General features: G+C 39.0%; 13 protein-coding genes and 4 tRNA genes. 12 read left to right on the forward strand and 5 right to left on the reverse strand.

Annotated features, from left to right (window positions below; translation table 11 throughout):
- Positions 1–24: 24 nt before the first annotated feature.
- The 4 genes from AC1M86_RS13495 to AC1M86_RS13510 all read left to right on the forward strand — a co-directional run bounded on the left by AC1M86_RS13495 (position 25) and on the right by AC1M86_RS13510 (position 5,472).
- Positions 25–285 carry an FAD assembly factor SdhE gene (locus AC1M86_RS13495; RefSeq protein WP_179999273.1) on the forward strand — a complete coding sequence of 87 codons (261 nt, stop codon included), beginning with the start codon at positions 25–27 and terminating at the stop codon, positions 283–285.
- 913 nt (positions 286–1,198) lie between these two features.
- The gene (locus AC1M86_RS13500) at positions 1,199–2,242 is read left to right on the forward strand and encodes a hypothetical protein (RefSeq protein WP_035265182.1); all 1,044 of its coding nucleotides are present in this window, start codon (positions 1,199–1,201) and stop codon (positions 2,240–2,242) included.
- A gap of 84 nt (positions 2,243–2,326) precedes the next feature.
- On the forward strand, positions 2,327–2,914 hold the full coding sequence (rrtA, locus tag AC1M86_RS13505; protein WP_481608161.1) for a rhombosortase: 588 nt from the start codon (positions 2,327–2,329) through the stop codon (positions 2,912–2,914).
- Between the two features lie 1,172 nt (positions 2,915–4,086).
- Entirely contained in the window at positions 4,087–5,472 is a 1,386-nt protein-coding gene (locus AC1M86_RS13510; RefSeq protein WP_373687203.1) for a TRAP transporter large permease subunit, read from the forward strand.
- A 92-nt stretch (positions 5,473–5,564) separates the two neighbouring features.
- Here the strand turns inward: AC1M86_RS13510 and AC1M86_RS13515 are convergent, their stop codons facing one another.
- From AC1M86_RS13515 to rnr, 3 genes are all read right to left on the reverse strand, one after another.
- Positions 5,565–5,774, reverse strand: a complete 210-nt coding sequence (locus AC1M86_RS13515; protein ID WP_481586819.1) for a YheV family putative zinc ribbon protein — start codon at positions 5,772–5,774, stop codon at positions 5,565–5,567.
- A gap of 40 nt (positions 5,775–5,814) precedes the next feature.
- Positions 5,815–7,854 carry a M3 family metallopeptidase gene (locus tag AC1M86_RS13520; protein WP_481608162.1) on the reverse strand — a complete coding sequence of 680 codons (2,040 nt, stop codon included), beginning with the start codon at positions 7,852–7,854 and terminating at the stop codon, positions 5,815–5,817.
- A 172-nt stretch (positions 7,855–8,026) separates the two neighbouring features.
- Positions 8,027–10,465: a ribonuclease R gene (gene rnr / locus AC1M86_RS13525; RefSeq protein WP_481608177.1), complete on the reverse strand. Its 2,439-nt coding sequence runs from the start codon at positions 10,463–10,465 to the stop codon at positions 8,027–8,029.
- Between the two features lie 262 nt (positions 10,466–10,727).
- Between rnr and AC1M86_RS13530 the strand changes: the two genes are divergently transcribed.
- The 4 genes from AC1M86_RS13530 (at position 10,728) to AC1M86_RS13545 (ending at position 11,468) form a co-directional block, all read left to right on the forward strand.
- Positions 10,728–10,818 (forward strand) — tRNA-Ser (locus AC1M86_RS13530).
- Between the two features lie 16 nt (positions 10,819–10,834).
- Positions 10,835–10,911: transfer RNA gene (locus AC1M86_RS13535), tRNA-Arg, on the forward strand.
- 43 nt (positions 10,912–10,954) lie between these two features.
- Positions 10,955–11,031 (forward strand) — tRNA-Arg (locus tag AC1M86_RS13540).
- A 360-nt stretch (positions 11,032–11,391) separates the two neighbouring features.
- Positions 11,392–11,468, forward strand: a tRNA-Arg gene (locus tag AC1M86_RS13545).
- A gap of 74 nt (positions 11,469–11,542) precedes the next feature.
- On the opposite strand, the gene AC1M86_RS13550 is transcribed toward AC1M86_RS13545, so the two are convergent.
- Positions 11,543–12,850 carry an SRPBCC family protein gene (locus AC1M86_RS13550; protein WP_481608163.1) on the reverse strand — a complete coding sequence of 436 codons (1,308 nt, stop codon included), beginning with the start codon at positions 12,848–12,850 and terminating at the stop codon, positions 11,543–11,545.
- 171 nt (positions 12,851–13,021) lie between these two features.
- Here AC1M86_RS13550 and AC1M86_RS13555 point away from each other — a divergent pair, with 171 nt between their 5' ends.
- On the forward strand, positions 13,022–13,525 hold the full coding sequence (locus tag AC1M86_RS13555; RefSeq protein WP_035265193.1) for a YcxB family protein: 504 nt from the start codon (positions 13,022–13,024) through the stop codon (positions 13,523–13,525).
- A 45-nt stretch (positions 13,526–13,570) separates the two neighbouring features.
- On the forward strand, positions 13,571–14,209 hold the full coding sequence (locus AC1M86_RS13560) for a fumarylacetoacetate hydrolase family protein (protein WP_481592033.1): 639 nt from the start codon (positions 13,571–13,573) through the stop codon (positions 14,207–14,209).
- Between the two features lie 51 nt (positions 14,210–14,260).
- Here the strand turns inward: AC1M86_RS13560 and AC1M86_RS13565 are convergent, their stop codons facing one another.
- A complete protein-coding gene (locus AC1M86_RS13565; RefSeq protein ID WP_092768062.1) occupies positions 14,261–15,064 on the reverse strand; it encodes an AraC family transcriptional regulator in 804 nt (267 codons plus the stop codon).
- Between the two features lie 102 nt (positions 15,065–15,166).
- Between AC1M86_RS13565 and AC1M86_RS13570 the strand changes: the two genes are divergently transcribed.
- Together AC1M86_RS13570 and yddG are read left to right on the forward strand one after the other, a co-directional pair.
- Positions 15,167–16,108: a DMT family transporter gene (locus AC1M86_RS13570; RefSeq protein WP_481608164.1), complete on the forward strand. Its 942-nt coding sequence runs from the start codon at positions 15,167–15,169 to the stop codon at positions 16,106–16,108.
- The gene (yddG, locus tag AC1M86_RS13575; protein ID WP_481608165.1) at positions 16,105–16,992 is read left to right on the forward strand and encodes an aromatic amino acid DMT transporter YddG; all 888 of its coding nucleotides are present in this window, start codon (positions 16,105–16,107) and stop codon (positions 16,990–16,992) included. Before AC1M86_RS13570 ends, yddG begins: the two co-directional genes overlap by 4 nt.
- Positions 16,993–17,007: the final 15 nt, after the last annotated feature.

A 17,007-nucleotide genomic window follows, 5' to 3' on the forward strand; every position in this document is an offset into this window, starting at 1 on the left:
ATGAACACAGATTAGGGGATAAAAATGTACGATGAATTAACGCTTGAAGAGCGTAAAGTTATCTATCGCGCACGTCGTGGTTTAAAAGAAATTGACGTGTATTTTGATCCTTATGTAAAGCAATACTATTTGCAAGCTGAACCTGAAGAGAAAGCAATGTTTGCTGAATTGGTTGAGCAAGAAGATCCTGATTTATTGGATTGGTTTATGGAGGTTTCTGAACCACCTCGACCTGAATTGCGCCATTTTATTCAAAAATTAAAAGATTATGTCCATAATCCATGAGCGCTATTCACTGAAACACAGCTTTTATTCGGCTGTGTTTCATGTTTTCTTTATGCTCATCACGAGTATTACTTTATTAATCTGTATTGAGCTCATTTATGCTTTGGGCAGTATTATATTTATACTGATTATCTGGTGGAATTTTAGAAAAAAACCACAATTAAAAGAATTACAAAAAATAGACAAAGATTTATGGTCGATTCAAATGACTTCAAATCCAATAATATACCAAGCAAAACTGAATCGAGTTTTTCATTTTCATTACTTCGTAGTACTCAGTTTTAACGAAAATAAATTCGACTCTTTGGTGATTTGGAGAGATCAAATAGATGAAAAACAATGGAAAAGCTTGATTACTCATGCAAATTTTGGCTAATTGTTAGACAATAAGTCTTTTATTTTTAAATTTAAAACATGATAAAAAACAATTATTTAAAAATATATAATATGTATAAAAAATAAATTGTTTGACGAAAGTGAAAGAAAATCTAATTGTTAGACAAAAATACGGTGAAATCTTAATTTCTAAAGTACATTAAATATACCAACAGCTAATGAGGAATTTCAAAATGAGCGAAATTCATATGTGGTTGTTTCTAGTGGTTGCTGCTGTTATGGCAATTATAATTGGAAGACTAGGAACTGTGCTGAAGGAACGAATTGAACACCACAACAACGAACAAAATAAACTCTCTTGAGTTTACCATTTAATAAGTAGCATGTGCCGAACCGTCGCAATGCTACTTTTTTTTGCCCAAAATTTTAACAATTCAAAAAATAAGTCAATTATTTCAATTCAGATCAATGACAGACTAATTGTTAATGAAGTGCATTGCTGCACTTTTATTCAGCGATTGCATCTGATATTTTAAATCGCAAGGATGACAAAATTATAAAATTGAGGACAGGAAGTATGTCTAAATTAAAGACTCAAGGTCTTTTCACGGCAATTGCGGTTGTAGCAGCTACAACTTTATCTGGATGTTCATACGTAATCAAAACTGGTGCGAATGCATCACTTGCGTTTAGTGAAAAACACATCTTACCGCCAGTACTCTCAATGGGTGATGTGGATATGGTGTGTAATCAGGGCACAGCTTTGACTCCTGTGATTATGGCGACTAAAGATATGGGTGCTGATCCGACCCGTATGGCAGTTCTTTTATATTCAGCTTCAGGGATGTGCGCAGAAAATCGTGCCTTAGATGCAGAATTAAGATACCTAAGAGCATCAAAAGCAGGTCAAGTGACAGAAGCACAAGATGCGCGTATTGAACAAAAGCGTTGGGCTGCTGTTGCTGCCGAACGTCAATATACGGGTTATCAATTGTTTGCGGAGCGTTGGCAGTCTAAATATAAATATAATTTAGGTGACTCATGTCCAACTATGCGTCGTAATCTTGACCAAACAGTATATCTGTTAGGTATGTTAAGTGGCTTACAAGCGATGACCAATGATATTGCTTCTGGTGGTCAAGTGCATGTTCCTAAAGATATCGCAGCAATTGTTGAACGTGGCATGGTCTGCCTCGATAACAACAAGTTCTGGGGCGTACCGAATGCTACTCGAGCAGTGATTTGGACATTATTACCTGGAGCTGATGCAGGCAAACCAGATCCATACCAAACGCTTAAACAATCTATGCAAATTGGTGAGCAAAAAGGAGTACGCTTATCGCATGCCTTGTATGCTGTTGCAGCACAAGCCAGTGGTGACGATGCAAAAATACGTGATGCATTACGTTCTTATGCTGCTTCACGTGCAGAAGAAGTTCCTGTAAATCCAGAGTTTAAGTTATTGGATAATATGGCAGGACAAATGATTCAAGCGATCTCAGACCGTTATTGGACGGAGAATACAGGTGTTCGAACTGAAGCAGATGGAATGTCGAGCTTCTGGGATGATCAAGCGACCAATGAAGCCGATGATCTTTTCGAGAACACATTAGGCGAATAAGGTTTTTTAATTTTGTTCAAAATTAAAAATGGAGTTATTCAAGAAAAAGAGCTTAAAGCTCTTTTTCTTTTAGGAATACGAAAGATGAAAGATACTATCCTGATTCGAAAAATACTGTTTATTGCATGCTGTATCAGTATTGCTGCTAGTTTGCAGATTTTTCAGGAGTATTTTTTCTATTGGCGTCCTGTATTGGATGAAGAAATTTGGCGAGTATGGACAGCCCACTATGTACATGTGGGCTGGATACACTATGCATTGAATATGGTGGGTTTAGCCTGTCTGCCATTCATCTTCCCATATGTCAAAATTAGGTACATGTTGTACTTGTTGATCGCACTCCCGCCATTAGTTAGTTTAAGTTTTTATTATGTTTATCCTCACGTTGAAGCTTATGCAGGTCTATCAGGGGTACTACATGGTATGTATACGGCTTTGGCAGTTTATTTTTTAAAATTTGAAAAAGAACGTAAATTCTCGCTGCTTGTATTAGCTTTAATCACGGGCAAAATTTTGTGGGAAAATATCTTTGGTTCTCTCGATACTGCGCAAATGATTGGTAGCCCAGTATTGGTTGAAGCACATTTAACAGGTGCAATATGGGGGGCATTACTCAGCATGCTCTTTTTAATTTATCAGCATATCTCCGTGAAGGACACACACATCTCTTAATTCCTCTGATGCTTAATTATCACTTTTTTAATGTGTGATCAGATTCAAATCTTTTGCATTTATTTTTTTAAGGTCATATTTGTTTAAAAAAAGAAATACAGTATGGTATAGCCTACTGATTTAGTTGGTTTTTATCTCGCTCTTAAGAGGTGAATTGATGAAAATTGGCATAAATTTAAAAAAAATGGAAAAGTCAGTCATTCTTTTTTAAAAAAAAATCAGTCAGATTCATGTGATAAAAGTGGTAAGGAAATTAGGTAAAGGATTTTGCCTAAGCCCGAATTAGAAAAGATGAGCTGTACAGGCAATGTATAGCAGTATTAAATAATGGAATAACAATGCAAGAGCCTTCTAAAAAGAGATCTGGGTTAGGTCTACTTAGTTATATATGGACTGAGTGGATATCTGCGTTTACGATTTTGCTTCTACTGTTACTGACGCTCATCATCGGGACAGGAGAAATGATTCACGGGCAGATGTTACGTATAGGTGAAAGTCTATACGGTGACGAAAAAATTGGTATGCAGTATTCATTCTTGCGTGCCGAACCTGAAAAGCCAGTCTGTGATCGAAATCCAAATATTGACCTTTTGGTTCAAAACCAAATGCAAGCCAATGCAAAAGATGAATTTGCAGATATCTTTGGTACAACGTCTGAAGAAGATGTTCGTGCCTCTGTATTGGCTGGTCAACAGTTATGTGAAGAAAAATATGCCTTCTACGATAAATCAATTCAGTATTTAGAAGATAATCCTTCAATACGAACTTACCGAACCATGGAAACAACTTTCTTTGGTATTTTCCAATTTGGTACGGAAAATAAGGCAGTTCTATTGATTATCATGGTGGTACTTGCAGCGATAACTGCAACACTTAAAATCCACCACATTGGTCTACGCGGTCCAAGTTCTGTTTTAGATTATCGGGTTTACGCTGTCGCAATGATACTTGCGAACAGTTTCTTAACCAGTTCAGCGATCAGTCAGTATAGATCTGTATTGAACTCTGGTGTTCCGCCAACCAGTGAGATGACAATCATCTATTGGTTATGGATAATCTTGTTCAGTACACTGACATTAATTAGTTTGTACCAATTGTTCCGTGTACCAGAAAATGCGAAGCCAGGTGGTACGATTGGCATGGCATTATTGTCAGTCCCACTTTATGCCTATATGGCGATCACAACAGGATTTAACTTTACCTTTGTGATGGACTATCCAATGGGTCAAGGGATTTATTTAGGGCAGCTGGTTGAGTTCTCTACCATTTTCCTTAATTTATCACTGTTCATTTGGGCAGGTATGCTGCTAAAGCAGACCTTGATTGTTGATAAATTCCTAAACATTTTACGTCCATGGAATCTAGCGCCTGAAACGCTTACCTGGTTAATCTTACTTGCTGCTGCATTACCTACAGCTTATACAGGTGCATCAGGTATTTTTGTAATCGCTGCAGGTGCGATCATTTATAAAGAAGTTTGGAATGCGGGCGGACGCCGTCAATTCGCTTTGGCTACGGCTGCAATGTCAGGTTCGCTTGGTGTGGTACTCCGTCCATGTCTATTGATTGTTGTTGTTGCATCGCTGAACAAAGAAGTGACGACTGACTTGTTATACCAATATGGTATTGGTGTTTTCCTCATCACTTCAACTTTGTTCTTATTGATTTCACTGTTCTTTGCTGAGCAAAAATTCCGTATTGCAGCGCCATCAGTTGCATTCCCGAATTCAGCTAAGGCATTAGTGGCAGTAGTTCCTTATGTGATCGTATTCCTGATTGTGTGGGCATTCTACAAGTATGCGTTAAATACCAACTTGAATGAGTTTACTGCACCAGTCATGATGCCAATCATCTTACTTGTCATGGTGCTTTATGAAAAATTACGTCATGAACCAGCACCGCTCGCACCAGTAGGACATTGGGATACGACATTAAGCCATACTTCGGTTGAACAAGAAGCAGCTAAGGCGCGAGTGTCAGCATCTGAAATTGCAGCACAGGATAGTCCAGACAATCCTGCACGTAAAGTGAGTTTCTGGAAGTCAATTCATGTATCTGCAAGTGAAACAGTCGGACATATCGGGGCGCTTGTGATCTTAATGGCATTGTCTGTCAGCGTTGGTGGATACTTAGAGCGTATCGAGTTGATGGAACACTTCCCAACGGATATTGAAAATATCTATATCGTGATTACCTTGATCGTATGTCTCATGGTATTCGTCGGGATGATTATGGATCCGTTTGGTGCTGTCATCTTAATTTCAGCAACAGTTGCTCCTGTCGCCTACGCTTATGGTATAGATCCTGTTCACTTCTGGATGATTGCTTTAATTGGTTTCGAATTGGGTTATGTATCACCTCCAGTTGCACTCAATCACTTGCTCGCAAGGCAGTCGATTGGTGATGAAGAGGTGGCTGCTGCCGATGCAGAAGTGAAAGATAAAACGTTCTACTACAAATACGAACGTTGGATTCTTCCTCTGATTGTGATGATTCCAGCTATGTTAATTATCGCCTATGTACCTTATATCTTTAAGTTATTTGGTTGGTATCAATAATTAAATAAAATAAGCACCTTCGGGTGCTTATTTTTTAATGAATTTACAATAAAGCCAGCTCTATAGAGCTGGCTTTATTGACTTTAAGCATCTTAATTTCTTGGACTAGGTTTAAATTGAATAACACCAATTTCGTCTGCAACCTCAGGCATTTGAGGTTCGTCAATGTGTGTCGGACGATTTTCAGAATAGTTGCATTCAATACATTCGATCCATTCTGAATCACCTGAAGTGAGCATGACAATACGATCCATAGCTTCACATTTCGGACATTTTGCACCTGCAATGAAACGACGTTTGATCGACATAATGACTCTCACCTTCAAAAATTAGTAGCGTAGTTTAAGCAGTTTTAGTGTCATTCGTCCAACCTTGATGGCGTAATAATGCATCAATTTTAGGCTCACGACCTCTAAATTTAACAAAGGCATCAAGCGCTGTATCTTTACCGCCTACAGCCAGCACTGCCTTGCGGAAAGCAAGTCCAGTCTCTTGGTTGAAGATCCCTTCTTGTTCAAAGCGATCGAATGCATCACTTGCTAAAACTTCAGCCCATTTGTAAGAGTAGTAGCCTGCGGCATAACCCCCTGCGAAAATATGGCTAAAACTATTTTGGAATCGGTTGTATGGTGCTGTAGGGAGAACAGCATATTGTTCACGAATTTCGTTTAAGGATTGTTGAATACCTGTTGCATCTAAAGCAGGAGATTGTTTATGTATATTCAAATCAAACATGGCAAACTCAAGCTGTCGAAGGGTTTGCATGCCTGATTGGAAAAATCTCGCATCCAAAAGAGACTTAAGGAGTTCTTCAGGTAACGGTGTTTTGGTTTCAATGTGTTGGCTGATTAAAGCCAAGCTTTCATTATCCCAAGTCCAGAATTCCATAAACTGACTTGGCAGCTCGACGGCATCCCAAGCGACACCATGTGTGCCTGCTACAGAGATATGATCTACTTCTGTGAGCATATGATGCAGACCATGTCCAAACTCATGGAAAAGAGTAACGACTTCATCATGTGTCAAAAGCGCAGATTGTTGACCAATCGGTGGTGTAAAATTACCGACCATGTAACAAATCGGTTTCTGCATGCCATTGTTGGTTTGCATACGTGAGCGGAATCCGCTCATCCATGCTCCACCACGTTTCCCACTTCTAGCGTACAAGTCAAAATAGAATCCACCTATGACACTGCCTTGATCTTCAAGCTCATAATATCGTGCATCTGGATGCCATACTGGTGCTTCACGTTCAATGACTTGAATACCATATAAACGCTCCACAATTTTAAATAAACCTTGAATGACGACAGGGGTAGGGAAGTATGGCTTAAGTGCTTCCTGAGACAGATTAAACTGTTGAACTTTGAGTTTTTCCGAGAAATACGTCGTGTCCCAAGGTTGTAGTTCATCTACACCATGAGATTGAGCAATTGCTTTTAATGCCTCAATTTCTTGTAGGGCAGGTTTACGAGCATGTTCTGCCAACTCAATCAGGAATTGATCTACAGCTTCAACACTTGGAGCCATCTTACTTGCCAGTGAATATGCTGCATAATGATCAAAACCTAAAAGTTGAGCCATTTCTTGGCGCAATTTGAGAATTTCTTCCATCACCGCAGTATTGTCATATTCAGGGTGATCTGACTGATCCGACGCTCGCGTGGTATATGCTTTATATAAGGCTTCGCGAAGCTCTCGATTATCTGCGTAAGTCATGATCGCAAGATAAGAAGGGAAATCCAATGTCGCCACGGCTTGATCGAGTTCACGTTGTTGACCGTATTGCTTTAGCAGTTCGATACTGCTCGCAGGTAAACCAGCAAGTTCATCTTCAGTTAATGGTTTGAAATATGATTGTGTGGCATCAAGAACGTGGTTAGAAAAATCTGAAGAAAGCTGCGATAAACGAGCTGATATTTCTGCGTAGCGTTTTTTTGCATCGCCTTCTAGAGCCACGCCTGAGAGTTTAAAGTCTCTAAGTGCAAGTTTAATCGCACTCTGTTGAGCTTCTGGTAAATCCGAAAAAATAGGTGCATCATGCACATGTTGGTAGGTTTGATAGAGCGCAGTATGTTGCCCTAATTGTGTGTAGTATTCACTTAAGCTAGGTAAAAGAGACTGATAAATCTCGCGGGTTTCAGGATTGTTCATCACAGCATTTAAGTGAGACAAAATTCCCCAAGATTCGCTCATTTGGTTTTCTAATTCATCGATTTGATCGAGCACATTTAGTTGTAATTGTACCGTGTCTGGGACTTTCTCGAGTTGGTTTATAAAGTGTTGACCATTTTGAATCGCTTGTTCAATCTGTGCTTTAAGTTGATCAAGTGTAATTTGAGAAAAATCGGGTACAGGCAAAGTTGCCTTTTCTAAAGTCATTCAAGGACCTAATTGATTCATTTACTTCATTTAGATGTAGGGGTTTATGGACTTTAAATCAAGTGATACATTCAATTATTTACGTAAGTGCTAAATAAAGAATCGGTGCACTTGATTATAAATTAAAAAAATAAAGCTTAAAAAAAAGAGCGCCGTAGCGCTCTTTAAAGATTTAGTCTAATTTAGCTTTCGCATTCGACTTTTTCTTTTTCACTTTAGCTTTCTTTTTCGCTTTATCTTTTACTTTTCCATCAGATTTTTTGTCTGATTTTTTAGAATAAGAGCTTGGTTTTGCCTTGGACTTTTTCTTACGAACAGGGCGTTCACCGTTTTCATCTTTATCTTTTAGGAGTTCGACAGGCTCATTCAACATGCGATTTAACGCTTCTTGCTTGGTGACCGGTTTTTCCTTTACGACACGTGGTGCTCGACTACGAATAGCGCGACCTGCATGGCTGAGTTGTTGAATCAATTCAAAATCAATCTTACGTTCTTCTAAATTGACACCTGCAACCTTGATGCGTACTTCATCACCCAAACCGAAGGTCTGACCACGATTTTGCCCAACTAAACTTTGACTCGCTTGATCGAAGACAAAGAAGTCATCGCCAAGCTGGCTTACATGGACCATACCATCGACATATAAATCTTTTAAAGTGACAAATAGACCAAACTCAGCCGTAGCACTAATGACGCCAACAAACTCTTCACCAAGATGCTGTTGCATATAATGGCATTTTAACCAAGTGGTTACTGAGCGAGAAGCTTCATCAGCTCGACGTTCTGTTGCCGAGAAATGATTACCGGCTTCTTCTAGTGCGCCACCTGAGACTGGTGCAGGTTTATTTTTCAGGTGTGCTTTGATAGCACGATGTAATAATAAATCTGGATAACGACGAATTGGAGAGGTGAAATGAGTGTATGCCTCATACGCCAAACCATAGTGACCAGCGTTATTTGGCCCATAATAAGCTTGCATCATGGAGCGAAGAAGCACAGCATGAATACTTGGCGCATCAATACGGTCTTTAGTGGCTTCAATGACCGCTTGGTAGTCCGCTTGCGTAGGTTGATCAGGGAATTTCAAACCTAATAACTTAACAAAGTCGCGAACTTTTTGAATGCGTGAGAATTCTGGTGGCTCATGCACACGATACAACATTGGAATTTCGTGTTTTAAAGCAAATTCAGCAGCAGCGACATTGGCTAACAACATACATTCTTCAATGAGTTTATGAGCATCGTTACGTGATCTTGGTAGAATTTCTTTAATTCCACCAAGTTCATCAAAGGTCATGTACGTTTCAACGGTTTCAAATTCCATTGCATGGCGTTCTGCACGTAAACCTTTTAATACTTGGTAAAGTTGGAATAATGTATTCAGTGATTTACGCACTGTACGATCTTCAGGTACAGCTTGACTATCACCTTCAAAATATTTTGCAACTTGGTCATAGGTGAGTCGTGCTTTAGAGTGCATCACCGACGGATAGAATTCAAATTTTGTGACTTTACCTGCGCGACTTAAATTCAAATCACAGACCATACATAGACGATCGACATTTGGGTTGAGTGAGCATAAGCCATTTGAAAGTGCTTCAGGCAACATCGGTAAGACAAAGTGAGGGAAGTACACAGACGTACCGCGTTCTTGTGCTTCATCATCTAAAGGTTTACCAATACGAACATAATGACTGACATCTGCAATTGCAACCACGACGCGATAGCCGCCACCAGGACGTTTTTCTGCATAGACAGCATCGTCGAAGTCACGCGCATCTTCACCGTCAATTGTGACTAAGGGTAAATCTCTTAAATCAATGCGTCCTTGACGATCTCGTGCTGTCGGTTCTTTAAAACTTTCAGCTTCTTGAACTACTTCTTCTGGAAATTCGTAAGGTAAACCATATTCTAAAATGGTTTGAGGAATAATAATTTCAGTATCAGATTTGTCGGCCATAGATTGAATAATATGACCTGTAGCAAACTCTTCACGATTTGGAAAATCATCAATTTCAACTCGAAGAGAATCACCAACTTTAGCTTTCGCATGCGCAATGAGTTCTTTTTCTAAGGTAATCGGTTGATGCGCATTTGGATTTGCTGGTTGAATGAAGTATTCACCTTCATATTCTGCGAGTTTTCCAATGATTTGTTTGACGCGTCGTTGGGTAATTTCAGTAATGAAACCCCATGGTTTACCTTTACGGTCAACAGAGGTCTGTTGAACTTTAACTCGGTCACCATGGAAGACTTGACGTAATTCACGCTCAGGTAACAAATATTCTTCTTTCTTACCATCTATACTCGCAACCCCTAAACCTTTGCTATTGATATAGATGGTCGCATCATGAACAGGTTGATCTGCCATAAGCTGGAACTTATAACCTTCTTTCGTCAATTGACCATCACGAACCATCGCACTTAAACGGTGACTAAGTGCTTCAATACTTTTTTGATCCGCAATTTCGAAGTGTTCCACAAGGTCTGCATGAGACAATGCTTTTTTCTTATTCTCAATCGTTTCTAGAATCAGAACACGGCTTGGAATAGGATTATCGTAACGTTCAGCTTCCGCTTTGGCTTCAGGGTCGACCCAATTTTTCATAATGTCTTTGGCTTCATATCAGAAGATAAGTTTAGCATAAGACATGATGAGAAATACTGCACGTAAATGATTGCAATAAAGTGTTTTTAGTTCATAAATTATAAAAGAGATGCAGAATAGACAGTATTAAAGTGAAATTAATGCAGATTAAAGGCAAAAAACCTGAAAATTGTTTAAAAAATATATGATTGAACAAAAAACATAGAATTTTTTAAATTCTCACTTGAAGAGTAGGGACGAAGTTTGTATTATGGCGTCTCGTTACGGTGAGGTGGATGAGTGGCTGAAATCACTTCCCTGCTAAGGAAGCATACCTATTACTGGTATCGAGGGTTCGAATCCCTCTCTCACCGCCAACGATAAACTTGAAATGCGCTCATAGCTCAGCTGGATAGAGCACTTGGCTACGAACTAAGGGGTCGGGAGTTCGAATCTCTCTGAGCGCACCAATCAAGTTAATCGATGTAACGAAGTCGTAAGACACTCAAGTACGCGCTCATAGCTCAGCTGGATAGAGCACTTGGCTACGAACTAAGGGGTCGGGAGTTCGAATCTCTCTGAGCGCACCAACTTGATCATCTCTAAGATGTAAAAAAGAGAAGAAACCGCTTAATTGCGGTTTTTTTGTTTCTAGAATGAAGTGATGCTATAAATCATCATATTTTATTAGCTACTTAAGAAAGAAATAAATTTTAAAATTTCTACACATATTATTTTTAATTAATAGATATTAGCTCTTATAAAAACATCATCAATCCAACTCAGGATTGTTTGGAATTTGGATTGATCTTGTTGACCATCTCTTAAATTGTTGATTATCTAGCCATAATTTACATTTACGTATAAATACTGTTCGCTTGATTTAAATTTTATTAAAAAGTACTTAACAAATAATAATATTCATATATAATGCACTCCATCAAGACGTCGCGCTCATAGCTCAGCTGGATAGAGCACTTGGCTACGAACTAAGGGGTCGGGAGTTCGAATCTCTCTGAGCGCACCAACTTGATCATCTCTAAGATGTAAAAAAGAGAAGAAACCGCTTAATTGCGGTTTTTTTGTGTCTATTTTTTTATCTTATTTCTTCTGCTCTTCGTTTTTGACTTTCAATGCAAAGACGACATTCGCCCCAACTGTAGGGAGCACATCATGATAAGGCAAGCTCCGTGCTGCACGAATCAGGAACGGTGCTTTTTCATCTATTTTTCCAGCATTCGTCATTTTCAATAAAGTACCTTGTTGAAACTTATCAAATTGCATTTTTCCTTTAATGTATTTCAGATCACCGCCTTGAGCATAAAAACTATTCTGATTCGACTGAGGAAAGCTAAAATTTAGTTTAAATCGGAATGGAATTTGAATAACTCCTAACCCGAGTTCAACTTTAAAATCTGCCAATTGTGTTTGGTCTTTTAGGGTTTCGATATCAATAGATTTGAGTTGGCGGGGAAACAACTTTTTATAATGTACAGGCTGTGTCCATTTTTGTAATTGTTGCACTGGTTGGGAATAATACTGATACGTCGTCACAAAACGCATTGATTCTGCACTGTGTTGATAAGGCACGGTTGTCGGTGTATGGACAAAACTTACAGGGTGTCCGGTGATACGACTGATTTGTGCGATTTTGGCCAATTGATTTGTCGTTAATTGGTCGGATGGAAATTGCCCTGGTTTGAGCGCACTCGAAGAAGGCGCTGTTAATTTTTTTCGAATTGATTCAAGTAAAAATGCATGTGTACCACTTGGAATTCCCATTTTTGCTTCAGGCACTGCATTCAGAACTTTGCTAAATAGAAAACCTTTAGGTTGGTTTAAATCTCCCCATTGCGTTAGGGTTAGAAGGGTATGATTCTGATCCAATTTGAACCATTCAAATTTGCCTAGACCATAAGGAACAGGTGCATCCACAATCAAGCTCGAAATACTGTTGGCTTCAATATGATGCTGAAACACTATGGTCTCATTAAAGTTGAGCACTGGTATCGGTGTTGGAATGGAAATTTTATATTGAACCTGAGTGATATTTTTATCTTGATCTAATATTTTAGCTGATTTCAATGTCGGGAATAATCCAACAAAATTTTCAAACTGTGAAAGCGTTTTGGCGACCTTTTCTTCATTAACAGGCAATACGATGGCAGATGATGTGAACTTCACATTTGGATTGGGTTGTTTTTTGCGTGTCGGAATAGATGTTTGGGTATTTGTGTGCGCATAGATGAGAATCTGATCTTTTGCGATGCTGGCGAGTTCGGTACTATTATTTTGAAATGGTTTTAACGCACTGGGTATATTTTCTTTCCATTCAATAATCGCACTGTACGACAAGCTAGGTACAAAAATAAGGCTTAAGCACAATGCTCGATAGTTAAAGTATTTCATTTTCATCCTGAACTATGAATTTAGACTTTTTATTTTGTGTCATTTTAAATCGTGTGATGCTTTCATCAATAGTGCGATGATGTAATCAACAGTATTCATTAAAACGACAATTCGATTTCAGGTAAAGTGGTGTAATATCTTTGCTTAAGAAAATCGATTGTTGAATCCCCTATGTCTGATACTCAACCAGTTTTATCTGTCCGTTACTTCTTAAATTTACAAGAGTCTCAGGATGGTTTTGCATTAGCTACTTTTGGCAAAAAACAATTTACGCGTTTTTTAACGCCACTTGTCAGTATTGCGATCGTGATTTGGGGGCTTTATCTTGGATTAGAGGGTGTAGGACGCTATTACGTGGCTTTAGGCACGTTCTTTATCTTTTTACAAATCGTTATGCGTTACTGGTTCTTACCTATGATGTTCAAGCGTCAGTTTGAAAAATATCAATTTGGTAAGACTGAACAAGGTATCGATTTGTTTCAAAACTCTGCCGAGCTTTTTTCAAGTGGTCGTCCTAAACAAGCATTTGCCTACAGTGAAGTACAAAAATTTGTAGTGGGTAAATTGACCTATATGCTTGAACTCAAAAATCATACAGTGGTCATTATTCCAAAACGTGCATTTGAGTCTGATGTAGATAGAACACTGTTTGAAAATACATTCCAAAAACGTTAAGTTTAGATGAGTTCATTATTCAAACTATAAATAAGAGAGATTTTCATGAGTGCAGTTCCATCAAAAATTGTATGTGTCGGTCGCAGTTATGCTGCGCATGCTCAAGAATTAGGTAATGCGATTCCTGATCAACCTGTCTTATTTATCAAGCCGCCGAGTAGCTTGGTGTCCTTAGCAGAAGGGATTGATTGGAATCGTGCATTGGGACAGTGTCATCATGAATGTGAACTTTCATTACGAATAGATCGACCGCTCAAAAACGTTAAGGATCCTCAAGAGGCATTAGCAGCAGTAGGTGCAGTCACCCTTGGTTTGGATTTGACTTTAAGAGATCAACAAGATCAGCTTAAAAAGAAAGGACAACCTTGGGAACGTGCGAAAGCATTTGATGGATCTTGTATTTTGGCAGATTGGATTTCGCTTGATCAGGTCCCAGCATTAGATCAAGTCCAGTTTAAGCTCGAAATTAATGATCAACTTAGGCAACATGGTGATACGGGGTTACTGATTTTTAAATTAGGAGCGCTTTTGGCAGAAATCAGTCAAAACTTTAGCTTAATGTCTGGTGATGTTGTCATGACGGGTACGCCTGCAGGTGTGGGACCATTAGAATCGGGTGATCAGCTCAAAATGACTTTGACTGGCTTAAAACAAGATTTTGTGTGGACTACGCAAGTGCATTAATGATGCATCAAGCTCAATTAAAAAGGATGATGGTTCATCCTTTTTTTATGGCTAGAGATTGTCTGAGTTGATGTTTTTACGAAACTGTTGGGGCGTGATGTGCATCCAGCGTTTAAACATATTGATAAAGGCTGAGGCGTTGGCATAGCCCAAATCTAGAGCAATATGTTCAACGGTTTTATTTTCAGACAATAAGCTTAATGCTCGTGTAATTTTAAAGCGTTGACGCCATTCATTGAGCGACATCGAAATTTCAGCTTCACATAGGCGAGATAAAGTGCGCTCACTCATATTCACCATTTGAGCATAATCTCTCAGTGGACGCTGATCACTGAGATGCTCATGCATGTAGGTAAATATCGTTTGTAATGCAGGATGATCAGAATGGGGTAAGTAGCTTTTGAGCAGTGGTGAACTTTTTAATTGATCCAGCAAAACCATTAAGAGTCGTTGATATTCGGGTTGATCATATTTGAAATAAGTTTTTCTGAGTTCATTGAGTAGCGCCGTCACTAAGGGGGAGCTTAGTAAAATACCTGATTGTTTGGGCAGTGCATCACACAGGCTTTCATGCACGTATAAGGTGGCATGAGAAACAGCTGTGAGATTAATACTGCTGTGATGCAGATGCGGCGGTAGCCAAATTCCGTAGGGCGGAGGTGTTAAATATTGATTTTGATCAATATGAACTTCCATTACACCATCAAATGCATAGATAAATTCGCCCCATGCATGACCGTGTTTAGGATATTCCGAATGGGCTGGATCATTACGGAATGTTAGCCAAAGATTCTCTTGGATATGATCATAATTATCTAACTGAACGAATGATTCATGTGGATGGCGTTTTGGCATATTAAATTGCCTGAATAAATGTATTTGTTGTCTATTTTGAATTATATATTCTAATTCAGTCAGCAGTATAGTGACGACTTGTTTGTGTGAAGAGTGCCACTCATGGGTGAGCGAAGAGGTCTTGACCTTCAGGCGTCAAGCTTAATGATCGTATTGTGTTTAGTCTGGGGTTTACAGCAAATTGTCTTGAAACTTGCAGCTACTGATATTAGTCCTCTGATGCAAATCGCATTGCGCTGTGGTTTGGCAACCTTGCTTGTCGTTCCATTATTGTATCGACAACGAGTGCAACAACTGTTCAATTACCGTTATGTTGTTCCTGGAATTTGGTTAGCCTTTTTATTTTCTGCAGAATTTTATTTGGTTGCTGAGGCACTCAGGTACACCAGTGCTGCGCACACTGTTGTTCTGCTCTATACCGCGCCTATTTTTGTGGCTTTAGGCTTACATTGGAAAGTCAAAGCTGAAAAATTGAATAATCTGCAGTGGTTTGGTATTTGTTTCGCATTTCTTGGCATCGCTTATACTTTTTTAGTGCGTGATCAAGCTCAGAGCCAACTCAGCCTTATTTTATGGGGAGATTTTCTTGCTCTAATGGCGGGGATGATGTGGGCATTGACTACGATTTCTTTAAAATTTTCAACGCTTTCAGAGGCACCGCCTACTCAAACATTATTTTATCAATTGCTTGGGGGCTTTATTTTTTTATTACCCTTAGCTTTTTGGACTGGACAAGCAGATGTGCGCTGGTCACAACTGACGTTTCTGAGCTTAACATTTCATGCGGTTGTCATGTCTTTTTTAAGTTTACTGTTATGGTTTTGGTTGTTACGAACTTATTTAGCAAATGGCTTAGGTGTGTTTTCGTTTTTAACCCCCATGTTCGGCATGTTGTTTGGTGTCTGGCTATTAGATGAGGAGATCGAAACGAGTTTCTTGGTCGGTTCTTGTATGGTTCTTGCAGGGATTATGATTGTATCTTTGCACCGTTATTTGAGAATTTATCTTGATCGAATCAGCGCAAGAATTGGAGCATTCCATTGAATCAGTATACATGGCTGGGATTAAGCTCGATTTTGATTTGGGCCTCGTTGGTTGCGGTGGTGAAACTTGTAACTGAATCATTAAGCCCGGTACAGGCGGTGGCACTGATCTATAGTTTTAGTGCATTGTTCATGTTATGGAAAAATGGCTTTCCCAAGCTTTTACTCATGCCTAAAAAATACCTATTGGGCTGTGGTGCTCTTTTTGTTGGCTATGAAATCCTATTTTTAATTTCGATTGCTCTTTCAACACATCGAGAACAGGTATTAATTATTGCAATGATTAATTATCTTTGGCCTCCTTTGCTGATTGTATTTTCGATTCTTGCACGGCAATTGAGCGCGAATATTTGGGTGATTACTGGCTTTGCATGTGCCATTCTTGGGTTAATGATGGTTGTTAATCCAGATATTCTCGAGCCGAAAAGCATATTGGTGGCCGTGCTTGAAAATCCATTGGCGTACTCATTTGCTTTCATCGGCGCCGTACTATGGCCTTTGTACAGTATATTTACCAAGAAATATGCAGAAGGTCATAATGCTGTTCCATTTCTTTTTCTAATGACTGCAGTTGGGTTGTGGGCTGTACATTTTGTGATGCGAGAACCGTTTGTTGAGCTGAATTTGATGACATGGCTGATGGTTGTAGTCATTGGCAGCTTAATTGGCTTGGCTTACAGCAATTGGAACCAAAGCATGCAATATGGACATCTCAAAATTTTAATTTTGGCAACGTATTTTATGCCCATTTTTTCAAGTCTGATGTCGATGCTGATTCTAGATGTGCAACCTCTAATGAGCTTTTGGATCGGTTGTGTCTTAGTGACCTTAGGCGCACTTATTTGTTGGCAATCTACACGTCCATATAATCCGTCTACGAAATAAGAAAAGACCTATAGA

Source organism: Acinetobacter sp. ANC_7654 (assembly GCF_056779855.1).

What these genes read in the sequence shown, in the direction of transcription:
- AC1M86_RS13510 (WP_373687203.1), top strand. Translation starts at nt 4,087, where the DNA reads ATGGCGATCACAACAGGATTTAACTTTACCTTTGTGATGGACTATCCA.
- AC1M86_RS13560 (WP_481592033.1), top strand. Translation starts at nt 13,571, where the DNA reads ATGAGTGCAGTTCCATCAAAAATTGTATGTGTCGGTCGCAGTTATGCT.
- AC1M86_RS13570 (WP_481608164.1), top strand. Translation starts at nt 15,167, where the DNA reads ATGGGTGAGCGAAGAGGTCTTGACCTTCAGGCGTCAAGCTTAATGATC.
- AC1M86_RS13555 (WP_035265193.1), top strand. Translation starts at nt 13,022, where the DNA reads ATGTCTGATACTCAACCAGTTTTATCTGTCCGTTACTTCTTAAATTTA.
- AC1M86_RS13565 (WP_092768062.1), bottom strand. Translation starts at nt 15,064, where the DNA reads ATGCCAAAACGCCATCCACATGAATCATTCGTTCAGTTAGATAATTAT.
- rrtA (WP_481608161.1), top strand. Translation starts at nt 2,327, where the DNA reads ATGAAAGATACTATCCTGATTCGAAAAATACTGTTTATTGCATGCTGT.
- AC1M86_RS13495 (WP_179999273.1), top strand. Translation starts at nt 25, where the DNA reads ATGTACGATGAATTAACGCTTGAAGAGCGTAAAGTTATCTATCGCGCA.
- AC1M86_RS13500 (WP_035265182.1), top strand. Translation starts at nt 1,199, where the DNA reads ATGTCTAAATTAAAGACTCAAGGTCTTTTCACGGCAATTGCGGTTGTA.
- AC1M86_RS13520 (WP_481608162.1), bottom strand. Translation starts at nt 7,854, where the DNA reads ATGACTTTAGAAAAGGCAACTTTGCCTGTACCCGATTTTTCTCAAATT.
- AC1M86_RS13550 (WP_481608163.1), bottom strand. Translation starts at nt 12,850, where the DNA reads ATGAAATACTTTAACTATCGAGCATTGTGCTTAAGCCTTATTTTTGTA.